The 14,533-nt window shown below is 69.0% G+C and carries 9 protein-coding genes; 1 reads left to right on the forward strand and 8 read right to left on the reverse strand.

Translation table 11 applies throughout. The features are described from left to right. Positions 1-5: 5 nt before the first annotated feature. The 7 genes from gap to V1460_RS24920 form a co-directional block, all read right to left on the reverse strand. Positions 6-1,010 (reverse strand): type I glyceraldehyde-3-phosphate dehydrogenase, encoded by a 1,005-nt coding sequence (gene gap / locus V1460_RS24890; protein ID WP_338675834.1) that lies wholly within the window; start codon positions 1,008-1,010, stop codon positions 6-8. A gap of 197 nt (positions 1,011-1,207) precedes the next feature. Further along, positions 1,208-4,147 (reverse strand): M14 family zinc carboxypeptidase, encoded by a 2,940-nt coding sequence (locus V1460_RS24895; RefSeq protein WP_338675835.1) that lies wholly within the window; start codon positions 4,145-4,147, stop codon positions 1,208-1,210. A 183-nt stretch (positions 4,148-4,330) separates the two neighbouring features. Then, complete coding sequence (whiA, locus tag V1460_RS24900) at positions 4,331-5,320, reverse strand: DNA-binding protein WhiA (protein ID WP_093653140.1); 990 nt, start codon at positions 5,318-5,320, stop codon at positions 4,331-4,333. Beyond that, positions 5,311-6,378: a uridine diphosphate-N-acetylglucosamine-binding protein YvcK gene (gene yvcK, locus V1460_RS24905; RefSeq protein WP_338675836.1), complete on the reverse strand. Its 1,068-nt coding sequence runs from the start codon at positions 6,376-6,378 to the stop codon at positions 5,311-5,313. Before yvcK ends, whiA begins: the two co-directional genes overlap by 10 nt. Further along, a complete protein-coding gene (rapZ, locus tag V1460_RS24910) occupies positions 6,375-7,349 on the reverse strand; it encodes an RNase adapter RapZ (RefSeq protein ID WP_338675837.1) in 975 nt (324 codons plus the stop codon). Before rapZ ends, yvcK begins: the two co-directional genes overlap by 4 nt. Continuing rightward, entirely contained in the window at positions 7,346-9,487 is a 2,142-nt protein-coding gene (gene uvrC, locus V1460_RS24915) for an excinuclease ABC subunit UvrC (RefSeq protein WP_407077524.1), read from the reverse strand. The genes rapZ and uvrC overlap by 4 nt, the downstream gene beginning before the upstream one ends. 125 nt (positions 9,488-9,612) lie before the next feature. After that, on the reverse strand, positions 9,613-10,041 hold the full coding sequence (locus V1460_RS24920; protein WP_338675838.1) for a Rieske (2Fe-2S) protein: 429 nt from the start codon (positions 10,039-10,041) through the stop codon (positions 9,613-9,615). A gap of 184 nt (positions 10,042-10,225) precedes the next feature. On the opposite strand from V1460_RS24920, the gene V1460_RS24925 reads away from it, so the two are divergent. Beyond that, positions 10,226-11,146 carry a carbohydrate kinase gene (locus V1460_RS24925; RefSeq protein ID WP_338675839.1) on the forward strand — a complete coding sequence of 307 codons (921 nt, stop codon included), beginning with the start codon at positions 10,226-10,228 and terminating at the stop codon, positions 11,144-11,146. Positions 11,147-11,259: 113 nt separating this feature from the next. On the opposite strand, the gene uvrA is transcribed toward V1460_RS24925, so the two are convergent. Then, positions 11,260-14,322 (reverse strand): excinuclease ABC subunit UvrA, encoded by a 3,063-nt coding sequence (gene uvrA, locus V1460_RS24930; RefSeq protein ID WP_338675840.1) that lies wholly within the window; start codon positions 14,320-14,322, stop codon positions 11,260-11,262. Positions 14,323-14,533: the final 211 nt, after the last annotated feature.

The following is a 14,533-nucleotide window of genomic DNA, read 5'->3' on the forward strand; positions in this document are numbered from 1 at the left end:
GCGGATCAGAGCTGGTTGCCGACGAACACGGTCAGGTCGACGAGGCGGTTGGAGTAGCCCCACTCGTTGTCGTACCAGCCGACGATCTTGATCTGCTTGCCCTGGGACATGGTGAGCTTCGAGTCGAAGGTGCAGGACGCGGGCCAGTTGACGATGTCCGAGGAGACGATCGGGTCCTCGGTGTACTCCAGGATGCCCTTGAGTTCGCCTTCGGCGGCCTTCTGGAAGGCGCTGTTGATCTCGTCCCTGGTGACCTCGCGCTCGAGCTCCACGACGAGGTCGGTGACGGAGCCGGTCGGGACCGGGACGCGCATGGCGATACCGTCCAGCTTGCCCTTGAGCTGCGGCAGCACCAGGGCGGTGGCCTTGGCGGCACCGGTGGAGGTCGGGATGATGTTCTCCGCGGCAGCGCGGGCGCGGCGCAGGTCCTTGTGCGGGAAGTCCAGGATCCGCTGGTCGTTGGTGTAGGCGTGGACGGTGGTCATCAGGCCCTTGACGACGCCGAAGTTCTCGTCCAGGACCTTGGCCATCGGGGCCACGCAGTTGGTGGTGCAGGACGCGTTGGAGATGACGTGGTGGTTGGCCGCGTCGTACTTGTCCTGGTTGACGCCCATGACGATGGTGATGTCCTCGCCGGATGCCGGGGCGGAGATCAGGACCTTCTTGGCGCCGCCGGCGATGTGCTTCTCGGCGTCGGCCTTCTTCGTGAAGATGCCGGTCGACTCGATGACGATGTCGACACCCAGGTCACCCCAGGGGATGTCGGCGGGGTTGCGCTCGGAGAGCACCTTGATCGTGTGGCCGTCGACCGTGATCGTGTCGGCGGTGTGGCTGACCTCCGCCTTGAGCCGGCCGAGGATGGTGTCGTACTTCAGCAGGTGGGCCGTGGTCGCGGTGTCTCCCAGGTCGTTGACAGCCACGATCTCGATGTCAGCACCCTGCTCCAGCAGCGCGCGGAAGTAGTTACGACCGATGCGGCCGAAGCCGTTGATGCCTACGCGGATCGTCACGAACCGATCTCCTCGTGAGGTACGCCGGGTTTCAGCGCCCGGCGAGCATGTATAGGGATGTCCCCGACCGCCTACGACCCTACCTCCCCGACGGGCCTTGCAGTGACATCGGCCACGGAGCGGAAGCGAGACGACGGCCCGTACCGACAAGTAGGATGCGGGCCGCCTTCCTCGGACGGGGATGTGACCACCCTGTGTCAGCGGTGCAGTGCTCTCAGCGCCCTACCCGCGAGCTGCGCGCGGGCCGCGGGGTCGGTGATGTGCTCCAGACCGAAGCCCAGCAGGACGGTGTCGCGGGTGGTGACGGCCGCGTAGGAGGCGAAAAGCTCGCCCGTGCGCGCCCAGTCGCCCTCGACCGCCGGACTGCCCTCGGGCGCACCGGGGGTGGTCCAACCGCCGAGCGAGGTCTCGAAGCCCTCGCTGTCCCGCTCGGTGCCACCGATCACCAGGGCGGTGTTGTCGGCGAAGACTCCGCGTCCGGCACTGCCGGGGTCGGTGATGTAGCTGAGCGACAGCTCGACCGCCTTGCCCGCGTAGGCGCTCAGATCGAACGCGGCCTGCTTCCAACCGCCCGATGAACCGGTGAGGCTGTTCCACTGGCCGCTGCCGCCGCTCGCGGTGCAGCCTCCGGAGTCAAGGGTGAGGTAGTGGCGCAGGAAGGGATGGCCGTTGATGAAGAATCCCGCTTCGCACTCCTCGGGCACGGTGGTGCTGGTCAGCCCGTTCGCCTCGGGCAGGGTGGTCCAGTCGTCGGCGCCCGCCGTGCGGGCTTCGAGCACTGCGTGGTCGTAGCCCGGCTCGGTGTTCCAGCTGAGGGCGAGCTTCAGCCTCGGCTGGTCGGCCGCAGTGACCCCGGTGAGGTCGACGGTGCGGCTCAGGCGCTTCCAGTCGTTGTCGCTGTGGGTGGCCGATGCCATCCCCTGTCCGGCGTATGGGGCGTACGGATTGGTCACTCCGCTGTACCGGCCCGCCTGCGCGCTCGCGAACTGGGGGAACCCGGCGGCGGGCAGGGTGTCGGAGGTGACCGTGTACAGACCGGCTGCGTTCAGCGGGTTGTCCGCGGCCGCGCCGAGCGCGCCGGTGGTTCCCAGCAGGCCTCCCGCGCCGGTGAAGCCGTCGGCGGTGGAGGCCGATGAGCGTCCGTAGGCGCCGAGGTAGTACTGGCTGAAGTCATTGGTCGACGCTCTGCCGACCTGGGCGTTGCCACCGGCCAGTTCACCGGCCTCGATCAGCTTGCCGCCCTCGTTGATGAAGTCGCGCAGGGCCAGTTGGGTCGGCCCGCCGGGCGCCTGGGCACCGGTGTAGTGGACGGCGGTGGTGAAGTGGCCGAGTACGCCGAGCGGATGCGGCGCGCCCTGAGTGGCCACGTCCCAGACAACGGCCTTGCGGCCGTTGGCCTTCAGCGCGTCGACGTACGTCCGGGCGTGACGGGCGGGCGCGCCCTCTTCGGCGATCACGACGGTGTCGGCCTTGGGCCGGGGCGCGACGGTGTAGGTGAAGCGCTCACTGGAGGTGCGCTTTCCGGCGCGGGTCTCTCCGGTGAACCAGACCTCGACCTTGTCCCCGACATCGCCGTCCATGACCTTGGCCCGGTACTCGTCGAAGCGGATGTTGTCCTCACCACCGTAGGTCTCGCCGCCCCGCCACGGCCGCAGGGCCATGTCGTGCGTACGCCCCCCGTTGACGCGGTACTTGAGCTCCTTGTCGCGAACCGACTTGCGTACGGTGACCGCCACCTCCTGGTTGCCGCCGCGTGCGTAGGAGGTGGTGAACGGGTCGACGGTGAAATCCGCCGCCGTGAGGCCGACCGACGAGGACGGCTGGTCGGGGTGTGCCGCGGTCTCGGCGACGGAGAGCGCGAAGTCGATGTTCTTGGCGAACTCCGCCTGGATCAGCTTCTCGTCATCGGGGAAGTTGAAGCCCGACTGGCAGTCCTGGGCCTTCCAGGCGTCGTCCGGGTCGATGTCGGAGACCGTCTGGCAGGTACTCATCTCCGGAGTGAACATCATGATCCCGTTGGCGTTGGCCGCGTGACCGTCAGCCTCGCCGTTGGTGGTGTAGAGCTCGGAGGAGACCTGCGGGTAGTAGCCGGGGACGGCGGAGTTGTCCGGTGTGCCGGCGAGTGCGGTGTAGAGGACGTCGTCGGGGGTCGGGGTCGCCACCTGCCAGCCGACGCCGTACAGCAGCAGTTCGGCGGCGGAGTGGTAGTTGATGCCGTAGGCGAAGCCGATGCGTTTCTGGAAGCGGTCGAGCGCGAGGGTCTCGGGCTCGGACGAGGCGCCGGGTCCGCGGTAGGTCTCGCTGGCGGGGTTGGGCGACGAGCCCTCGTTGTCGTATCCCCACTTGTAGGCGAAGTTCCGGTTGAGGTCGACGCCGTCACCGGTGGTGATCCTGCCGTCCCCGTTGTTGTCCCGGAGGTTCTTGCGCCACAGGCGGTTGGCCGGCGAGGCGTGGGTGTGGTCGTAGCCGTCGGGGTTCGCGGAGATCAGGAACCACACCTCGGTGGTGTTCAGGATGTTCGTGATACGGGGGTCCTTGCCGTACCCCGTCAGATAGTGGTGCATCAGCCGGCGGGTCATCTCCGGGGTGATCCACTCACGGGCGTGCTGGTTGGACATGTACAGCGTGGCGGGCTTGGCCCCGTCGGCGTGTTTCTTGGCTCCCTTGGTGACCTTGAGGGCGAGCATGTCCTGGCCCCGCACGGTCTTGCCGATGCTCTCCACCTTGGTGATGGAGGGATGGGCCGCGGCGGCGGCGAGGATCTCCTCCTTGATGCCGCCTTCACCGCCGTAGGGGCGGAAGACACCGTCACCCGCGGCGGCGAGACGCCGGACCGTGGAGGAAGGGACGGTGTGCTCGGTGAGGTCGATGCGTTGGGCCCGCAGCTCCCCGGCCTGCTCATCGGTGAGGTACAGCTCGACGGTGGCAGTGCCCTTGTCGGGCACCTGGGCGGTCAGTTCATGACCGTCGGCACCGGCCGCGAGGAGCAGCGGCACTTGTGCCTTCGTGACTTTCGCTTGCCAAACCGACAGACCGTCACCGGCCGCGCCCTGATCCGCTCGGGCGAGTGGTGCGGCTGCCAGTCCCGCGATCAGGAGGGAGGTCGCGGCCAGGATCGATCTCGTGCGTCGTCTCATTGGCCCCTCTTGCTTTCGTCTGTGGCGAAAGAAAACAGATGCCAGGCTCATGACTGTTCATGATCATGTCAAGAAGGCGAGGGGTCCAGCGACACGCCGCTGCCGGCGCCCCTTCGGGGTGCCGGCAGCGGGAAATTCACTCGTTGAGCGTATGAGCGGAGGTCGGCGGGTGCGGCCCGGGGCTCAGCCGACGAGGCCGTCGGCCATCTCCTCCGTCAGATTCGACTCCGTACCCGGGATACCCAGATCCTGGGCGCGCTTGTCGGCCATCGCCAGCAGTCGGCGGATGCGCCCCGCCACGGCGTCCTTGGTCAGTGGCGGATCCGCGAGCGCCCCCAGCTCTTCCAGAGACGCCTGCTTGTGCTCCATCCGCAGTCTGCCCGCCGCGGCGAGGTGCTCGGGCACCTCCTCGCCGAGGATCTCCAGAGCACGCTGCACCCGGGCGCCCGCGGCCACCGCCGCACGGGCCGAGCGGCGAAGGTTGGCGTCATCGAAATTGGCGAGCCGGTTGGCGGTGGCCCGGACCTCGCGCCGCATCCGCCGCTCCTCCCACGCCAGCACCGACTCATGGGCGCCGAGCCGGGTCAGCAGCGCGCCGATCGCGTCACCGTCGCGAACCACCACCCGGTCGACCCCGCGCACCTCGCGCGCCTTCGCCGCGATGGACAGCCGGCGAGCGGCGCCCACCAGCGCCAGCGCGGCCTCCGGGCCCGGGCAGGTCACCTCCAGGGACGACGAGCGGCCGGGCTCGGTGAGCGAACCGTGCGCCAGGAAGGCCCCTCGCCAAGCCGCCTCCGCGTCACAGGTCGCGCCGGACACCACCTGCGGGGGCAGCCCACGGATGGGGCGGCCCCGGCCGTCCACCAGACCGGTCTGGCGGGCCAGTTGATCACCGCCCGCCACCACCCGTACGACATAGCGCGATCCGCGCCGGAGCCCTCCGGGAGCCATCACCACCAGGTCGGACGAATGCCCGAAGATCTCCAGGATGTCCTTGCGGAGCCTGCGCGCCGCGATACCCGTGTCCAGCTCCGCCTCGATCACGATGCGCCCGCTCACCAGGTGCAGCCCGCCGGCGAACCGCAGGATCGCCGAGACCTCCGCCTTCCTACAGCAGGTCCGGGTGACGGGAAGCCGGGAGATCTCGTCCTTCACCGCTGCCGTCATCGCCATGGGCCGATCCTTCCATGCATCCGAAAAATACGGTCGTACGCGGCGGCCAGCAGCTCCGGGTCATGCCGCGCCGTGCCGGCCCCTGAGCCTTCCTCGGCTTGGGCGGCACTCACGCGCAATGCCACCGGAGCCAGCTCGACCGCGGCACCGAGCCGCTTCGCCGCATCGGCGAGGGACTCGCGGTCGGGCACGGCCGCCTCGTCGGCCAGCACCACGTCCAGGGCGAGTTTAGGGGCGTGTCGTGCCAAAACCTCCACATGACGCTGCGGGGAAAAGCCTTCCGTTTCTCCCGGCTGCGGCGCGAGATTCAGGGACAGAACACGGCGCGCCTTGGTCTCCACCAGCGCATCGAGCAGCTCGGGCACCAGCAGATGCGGGATCACCGAGGAGAACCACGAACCCGGCCCCAGCACCACCCAGTCGGCGTCGAGTACGGCCTCGACGGCCTCCGGGACGGCCGGCGGATCGTGCGGAACGAGATGCACGGACTGCACCTCGCCCGGGGTGAGCGCCACCGTCGCCTGCCCACGGACCGTGGTGATCTCCTCCGACCGCCGTGGATCATGTCCCCTGACCAGCGCCTGGAGTTCCAGTGGGACCGCGGACATGGGCAGCACCCGGCCGTGGGCCCCGAGCAGCCGACCGACCAGGTCGAGTGCCTGGACATGATCGCCGAGCTGCTCCCAGAGCGCGACGATCAGCAGGTTGCCGACCGCGTGCTCGTGCAGTTCGCCCTGCGACTGGAAACGGTGCTGGATGACCCGCGCCCAGGTCTGCCCCCAGTCGTCGTCGCCGCAGAGCGCCGCCAGCGCCTTGCGGAGATCGCCGGGAGGCAGCACGCCCAGTTCCTCGCGGAGCCGACCGCTGGAGCCGCCGTCGTCGGCGACCGTGACGACGGCGGTGAGGTCGCCGGTGATCCGGCGCAGGGCTGCGAGCGAGGCCGACAGACCCATCCCGCCGCCGAGCGCGACGACCTTGGGCTGGGTGCCGCGCCTGCGGCCGGAGCCGGGGGCGTCGGTGCCCCGCAGCCGACGCAGCCGGAGTGTGCGTCCGGTCACTCGCGCCCCATGTCACGGTGGACGACCACGGTCTCGATGCCCTCGGAGCCGAGACGTGCGGCGAGCCTCTCCGACATGGCGACGGAACGGTGCTTGCCGCCGGTGCAGCCGACGGCGATGGTCACATAGCGCTTGCCTTCGCGGCGGTAACCCGCCGCGATCAGCTGGAGCAGCTCGGTGTACTGGTTCAGGAACTCCTTGGCACCCGGCTGGTCGAAGACATAACCGGACACCTCCTCGTTGAGTCCCGTGAACGGGCGCAGCTCCGGAACCCAGTGCGGGTTGGGCAGGAAGCGGCAGTCCACCACGAGGTCGGCGTCAACCGGCAGCCCGTACTTGTAGCCGAACGACATCACTGTGGCCCGCAGCTCCGGCTCCTCGTCCCCCGCGAACTGGGCGTCCATCTTGGCGCGCAGCTCGTGGACGTTGAGGCCGGAGGTGTCGATCACCAGATCGGCGTCTCCGCGCAGCTCCCGCAGCAGGTCCCGCTCGGCGGCGATACCGTCCACGATCCGGCCGTCGCCTTGGAGCGGGTGCGGACGGCGCACGGACTCGAAGCGGCGTACCAGAACCTCGTCGGACGACTCAAGGAAGACGATCCGACGAGTGACCTGCTTGGAGTCGAGGTCCGCGAGCGACTCGCGGAGGTTGTCGAAGAAGCGCCGGCCGCGGACGTCCACGACGACGGCGATACGCGCCACATTGCCCTGGGACCGCGCGCCGAGCTCCACCATGGTGGGGATCAGCGCGGGCGGGAGGTTGTCGACGACGAACCAGCCGAGGTCCTCCAGGCACTTGGCCGCGGTGCTGCGGCCCGCGCCCGACATACCTGAGATGATCACCAGCTCGGGGATGGCTGCCTCAGCGGCCGGCCCGGCTTCGGGGGTCGTTCCCGTACTCACGTCTCCTGCTCCGTGTTCTTCAAGGCGGTCTGCACGGTTCGTGCGCCCGGTTCTGTCCTGACCGCTCATTCCGTGCCGGCCCCGTTCTGGGTCGTGCGCTGTGTCGGTGTTCCGACGTCCGGTGCACCGTCCGTCGGTGTACCGCGGTCCGCTGTACCAGCGCCGGATATCTCCGGACCGGAGATCCCGCGATCCGGGATCACATGGTCCGCTTCCTCCTCAATGATCTCTCCTGTGGCCGTGTTCACGGCGGGCGCGGCCGGAGGCGCCTCGGAGAGCGCGAGGACGACGGACGCCGCCGTCTTGCGGCCCATTCCCGGCACCTCGCAGATCTGCTCGATTGTCGCCTGCCGCAGGCGTTTCACCGAGCCGAAATGCTTGATCAGCGCCTGCTTCCGGGTTTCGCCGAGACCGGGTACGGCGTCCAGGGGGCTGGTGCGCAGCCGCTTCCCGCGCTTGGCGCGCTGGTAGCGGATCGCGAAGTCATGCGCGGTGTCGCGGACGCGCTGGATGAGATAGAGCCCCTCACTGGAGCGTGGCAGCACCACCGGATCGTCCTCGTCCGGTAGCCAGACCTCCTCCATGCGCTTGGCGATGCCGCAGACCGCGACATCGTCGATGCCCAGCTCGTCCAGCGCCCGCTGGGCGGCGGCGACCTGCGGCCGACCGCCGTCGACCAGCACGAGCTGGGGCGGGTACGCGAACTTCTTGGGTCTGCCGTCGTCCTCGACGGCAGCCGGGGCCTGGATCTCACCGGTGACCGGACCGTCACCGCCGCCGGCCGCCAGGTCCCACTCCCCCGTCTTCTCCTTCTCGGCCAGATAGCGCTTGAACCTCCGGCTGATCACCTCGTGCATCGAGCGGACGTCGTCCTGTCCCTCGAACCCCTTGATCTGGAACCGCCGGTACTCGCTCTTGCGGGGCAGTCCGTCCTCGAAGACGACCATGGACGCGACCACGTCCTCGCCTTGGAGGTGCGAGATGTCGAAGCACTCGATGCGCAGCGGCGCGGAGTCCAGGTCCAGCGCGGCGGCGATCTCCTCCAGGGCCCGGGAGCGGGTGGTGAGATCGCTGGCGCGCTTGGTCTTGTGCAGTACAAGGGCCTGCTGGGCATTGCGCGCGACCGTGGCCATCAGGTCCTTCTTGTCGCCGCGCTGGGGGATGCGCAGCGACACGTTCGCCCCACGCCTGCCACTGAGCCACTGGGTGACCGCGTCGAGATCGTCCGGCAGGGCGGGTACGAGCACCTCCTTGGGGACGGCGTCGCCGCTCTCCTCCCCGTAGAGCTGTTGCAGAGCGTGCTCGACCAGACCCGCGGTGTCCACGGCTTCCACCTTGTCGGTGACCCAGCCGCGCTGACCGCGCACCCTGCCGCCCCTGACATGGAAGATCTGGACGGCCGCCTCCAGCTCGTCCTCGGCGACCGCGATCAGATCGGCGTCGGTCGCGTCGGCGAGCACGACCGCGTTCTTCTCCATCGCCCGCTTGAGGGCCTCTATGTCATCGCGGAGTCTGGCCGCCTTCTCGTATTCCAGGTCCTCGGCCGCCTCCACCATGTCCTTCTCCAGGCGGCGGATATAGGTGCCGGTGCGACCGGTCATGAAGTCGCAGAAACCCTCGGCCAGTTCGCGGTGCTCGTCCGGGGTGACCCGCCGCACGCAGGGCGCCGAGCACTTCCCGATGTAACCGAGGAGGCAGGGGCGGCCGGTGCGCGCCGCGTTCTTGAAGACCCCGGCGGAGCAGGTGCGTACCGGGAAGACCCGGAGCATCAGGTCCACGGTCTCGCGGATCGCCCAGGCATGGCCGTACGGGCCGAAGTAGCGCACCCCCTTGCGCTTGGCCCCACGCATGACCTGGACCCGGGGGAACTCCTCGTTCATCGTCACCGCGAGATACGGATAGCTCTTGTCGTCGCGGTACTTGACGTTGAACCTGGGATCGAACTCCTTGATCCAGGAGTACTCCAGCTGCAGCGCCTCCACCTCCGTGGACACGACGGTCCACTCCACGGAAGCCGCCGTGGTCACCATGGTGCGGGTGCGCGGATGCAGACCCGCGAGGTCCTGGAAGTAGTTGGCGAGACGCTGTCGCAGGCTCTTCGCCTTGCCGACGTAGATCACGCGGCGGTGTTCGTCACGGAACTTGTAGACCCCTGGCAAGTCGGGGATCTGTCCCGGCTCGGGACGGTAGCTGGAGGGGTCTGCCATGCCGCCCACCCTACTGGCGGGCGCCGACAACCGGGCCTCACCTCAGCAGCCCGGGACACCTTCACGCCATGGTCCGCCCCCGCCGACGGGGCACGGGTCCGAGACGGGGCGTGGGTCCGACTCGGTCAGGCCTGCGGACCCGCGACGAGTTTTCCGTCCCGCACACTGACGGGCACTTCCGGCAGGGGCACGGTCGCCGGGCCCTTGAGGGCCTCGCCGGACGTGACGTCGAAGCGGCTGCCATGACAGGGGCAGTTGCCCTCGGTGCCCTCCAGCTTGTCCAGGACGCAGCCCGCGTGGGTGCACTGCGCGCTGAACGCCTTGTACTGGCCCTTCGCCGGGCAGTGGACGACCAGCCGCTGCTCGCGGTACAGCTTCGCGCCGCCGACCGGGACCGCGTCGGCGGCGCCGAGGTCGACGGGGGCGGTCGGGGTGGGCACCTCGGCGTGGCCGAGCTTGGATTCGGTGGAGCAGGCGGCGGCTCCCAGTCCTGCGGCTCCGGCGAGCGCGGCGCCCTTCAGCACGGTGCGGCGGGCGGGAGACTGGCCGGACATGGGCACTCCACGGGTCGGGTCGGGGCGAAGGCGGGCGGGACTCGGCCGCGGGTGTGCGGTGCCGGTGCGCCACTCGGGTGACAGAAGTGACGATACCGGCGCAGTTCGCGGCCACCGCGAGCGGGTGGGCGCCTCGCATTGGTGCGCTGTCGCCCGACCGGAACCATGGGCTACGTTTCCCGGCGTGATCGTCGTCGCAGGTGAGTCCCTGATCGATCTGGTCCCGCAGCGGGCGGCTGCCGACGGCAGGCCGCTGCCTCCGCTGCTGCCCCGTCTCGGTGGCGGCCCGTACAACACGGCGGTGGCCCTGGGGCGGCTCGGCACACCGGTCGCCTTCTGCTCTCGGGTGTCCACTGACGGTTTCGGCGAGGCCCTGCTCGGCGGGCTGCGTGCGGCGGGTGTCCGAACCTCGCTGGTGCAGCGCGGGCCTGAGCCCACGACACTCGCGGTGGCCTCGGTCGGACAGGACGGATCGGCTCATTACGACTTCTATGTGAACGGCAGCGCGGACCGGCTCTTCGAACTGCCGGAGGAACTCCCCGACGAGGTCAGGGCGTTGGCTTTCGGCACCTGCTCGCTGGCACTGGAACCAGGGGCGAGCGCCTACGCGGAGCTGCTGCGGCGCGAGGCCGGCAGGGGGCGCTTCACCCTGATCGATCCGAATGTGCGTCCAGGACTGATCCCGGACGGGGACGCCTACCAGTCCCGGTTCGACGGCTGGCTCACCTCGGTGTCGCTACTGAAGCTCTCCGAGGACGACGCCGCCTGGCTGGGCGGCGATCCCACGCGGTGGCTCGCAGGGCGCGGCCCGGCAGCAGTGGTACTGACCCGTGGCAGCCGGGGGTTGTCGGCTTTCACCCGGAATGGCGAGGTTGTCTCCGTGCCGGCTGAGCCGGTCACGGTGGTGGACAGCATCGGCGCCGGTGACACCGTGAACGCCGCGCTGCTGCACGCCCTGGAGTACCGAAACGCACTCTCGCGGGACGCTCTGGACGCCCTCGGCCCGTCCGACTGGGCCGAGATACTCGAATTCGCGGCCCGGGCGGCAGCACTGACCTGCTCGCGCACCGGAGCCGAGCCGCCGTACGCCCATGAGCTGGGCTGACAGCCGTACTCGGAATCGCGAGCGCCCTGCCCGGTGTCCCGCCACCCCGAGCGGTGGCCGGACACCGGGTCGCCGTATGGGCCGGGGCCCGCCTCCGCGCGGCCCGGCCTCCCTCAGGTCTTGCCAGCCCTGGTGGCGCCCGTGACGGTCTTCTTCGCCGCGGTCTTCTTCGCCGCGGCCTTCTTCGCCGTGGTCTTCCCTCCTGTGGACGTCTGGACCGTGGCGCCCTTCCTGATGGCGGTGGAGTTCGCCGCCACCACCTTCTTCGCCGTCGCCGTCTTCCGGCCGGCCGCGGACTTGCGCGACTGTGGCGGCACCGCGTCGCTGACCCGGTCCGCATCCAGGATGTCGCGCAGGAACTTGCCGGTGTGGCTCGCGGGGACGCCCGCGACCTGCTCCGGGGTGCCTTCGGCGATCACGAGACCGCCGCCACCGCCGCCCTCGGGACCCATGTCGACCACCCAGTCCGCGGTCTTGATCACATCCAGGTTGTGCTCGATGACGATCACCGTGTTGCCCTTGTCCACCAGCCCGGACAGAACCTTGATCAGCTTGGAGATGTCCTCGAAGTGCAGGCCGGTGGTCGGCTCGTCGAGAACGTAGACCGTGCGGCCCGTGGACCGCTTCTGGAGCTCGCTGGCCAGCTTCACCCGCTGCGCTTCGCCACCCGACAGCGTCGGCGCCGACTGCCCGAGCCGGACGTATCCGAGGCCCACCTCGTTCAGCGTCCTCAGATGGCGTGCGATGGTCGGCACGGCCTCGAAGAAGTCCAGCGCCTCCTCGATCGGCATGTCCAGCACCTCGGCGATGGACTTGCCCTTGTAGTGGACCTCCAGGGTCTCCCGGTTGTAGCGCGCGCCGTGGCAGACCTCGCACGGGACGTAGACGTCCGGCAGGAAGTTCATCTCGATCTTGATCGTGCCGTCACCCGAGCAGTTCTCGCAGCGACCGCCCTTGACGTTGAAGGAGAAGCGGCCCGGCAGATAGCCCCGCACCTTCGCCTCCATGGTCTCCGCGAACAGCTTGCGGACGTTGTCGAAGACCCCGGTGTACGTGGCCGGGTTGGACCGGGGGGTACGCCCGATGGGTGACTGGTCGACATGCACGACCTTGTCTACCAGGTCGTCGCCGTCCACCCGGGTGTGCCGCCCGGGCACCGACTTGGCGCCGTTGAGCTCGCGGGCCAGGTGCGTGTACAGGATGTCGTTGACCAGGGTGGACTTGCCGGATCCGGAGACACCGGTGACGGCGGTGAGCACCCCGAGCGGGAAGGACACGTCGATGTCCCGCAGGTTGTTCTCACGGGCGCCATGCACGGTGAGGTGCCTGGCCGGATCCACCGGCCGCCGGATGTCCGGGGTCGCAATGGACTTCTTGCCGGACAGATACTGCCCGGTCATCGACTCCTTGTTGGCCAGCAGTTGCTTCAGCGGTCCGGAGTGGACCACCTTGCCGCCGTGCTCGCCGGCGCCCGGACCGATGTCGACCACCCAGTCGGCCACCTTGATCGTGTCCTCGTCGTGCTCGACCACGATCAGGGTGTTGCCCATGTCCCGGAGGCGGACCAGGGTCTCGATGAGCCGGTGGTTGTCACGCTGGTGCAGCCCGATGGAAGGCTCGTCCAGCACGTACAGCACGCCGACGAGCCCGGAGCCGATCTGGGTGGCGAGCCGGATCCGCTGCGCCTCGCCGCCGGAGAGGGTGCCCGCCGCGCGGTTCAGAGAGAGGTAGTCGAGTCCGACGTCGACCAGGAAGCGCAGCCGTTCGTTGACCTCCTTGAGCACCCGCTCCGCGATCCTCTTGTCACGGGCGTTCAGGGTGAGCCTGCCGAGGAAGTCGGCGCACTCGCTGATCGACATCGCGGAGACCTCGGCGATGGACTTCTCCATCACCGTGACGGCGAGCACGATCGGCTTGAGGCGGGTGCCCTCGCAGGTGGGGCAGGGCACCTCGCGCATATAGCCCTCGAAGCGCTCACGGCTTGAGTCGCTCTCGGCCTCGCTGTGGCGCCTCTTGACGAAGGAGACGGCGCCCTCGAACGCGGGGGTGGTGTAGGAGCGCTCGCGCCCATAACGGTTGCGGTAGCGCACCTCGACCTGGGTCTTGTGTCCGTACAGCAGGGCCTTCCTGGCGCGCTGCGGCAGCCCTGCCCAGGGGATGTCGGTGCGAAAGCCGAGCCCTTCGGCCAGCCCGCCGATCAGGCGCCCGAAGTACTCCTTGGTGTGGCCGTGCGACCAGGGATGGATGGCGCCCTCGTCCAGTGAGCGCTCCTCGTCCGGGATGATCAGCTCGGGGTCGACCTCCATGCGCGTGCCGATGCCGGTGCAGTCCGGGCAGGCGCCGAAGGGAGAGTTGAAGGAGAACGAACGCGGTTCGAGCTCTTCGAAGGAGAGGTCGTCGTACGGGCAGTACAGATGCTCCGAGTACATCCGCTCCCGCTCGGGATCGTCCTCTGGGAGATCCACGAAGTCGAGCACGACCATGCCGCCGGAGAGGCCGAGCGCGGTCTCGACGGAGTCGGTGAGCCGCCGCTTGGCGCTGTCCTTGACCGTGAGGCGGTCGACCACCACCTCGATGGTGTGCTTTTCCTGCTTCTTGAGCGTGGGCGGCTCCGAGAGCTGGATCGTCTGCCCGTCCACCCGCGCCCGGGCGTACCCCTTGGTCTGGAGATCGGCGAAGAGGTCCACGAACTCGCCCTTGCGCTCGCGCACCAGCGGCGACAGCACCTGGAAGCGGCTGCCCTCCGGCAGCTCCAGCACCTTGTCCACGATGGCCTGCGGCGACTGGCGTGAGATGGGACGGCGGCACTCGGGGCAGTGCGGCTTGCCGATCCGGGCGAACAGCAGCCGGAGGTAGTCGTAGACCTCTGTGATGGTGCCCACGGTGGAGCGCGGGTTGCGCGAGGTGGACTTCTGGTCGATCGAGACGGCCGGTGAGAGGCCCTCGATGAAGTCGACGTCCGGCTTGTCCATCTGCCCGAGGAACTGCCGTGCGTACGAGGACAGCGACTCGACGTAGCGGCGCTGTCCCTCGGCGAAGATCGTGTCGAACGCGAGCGACGACTTGCCCGACCCCGAGAGCCCGGTGAAGACGATGAGTGAGTCACGCGGGAGGTCGAGCGAGACGTTCTTGAGGTTGTGCTCGCGAGCGCCACGGACGATGAGACGGTCGGCCACGCCGGGTCCGCACCTTTCTTGAGGGGGTCGTGGGGAAGAGCGGGGGACGGCCCTCGCCCCGGACTGCTCCAGGCTAGGGGGGCCACGAGATCGATGGCCGCCTGACGGATGAATGCCTGACTACCAAGGATGCCTCGACCGAGCCTATAGCACGCGCATTCGATTTTCGGGATGCGTTGCGAGCTTCACCCGAACGTGTGGCGGGGCTATC

The organism is Streptomyces sp. SCSIO 30461, assembly GCF_037023745.1.
GTDB lineage: Bacteria > Actinomycetota > Actinomycetes > Streptomycetales > Streptomycetaceae > Streptomyces.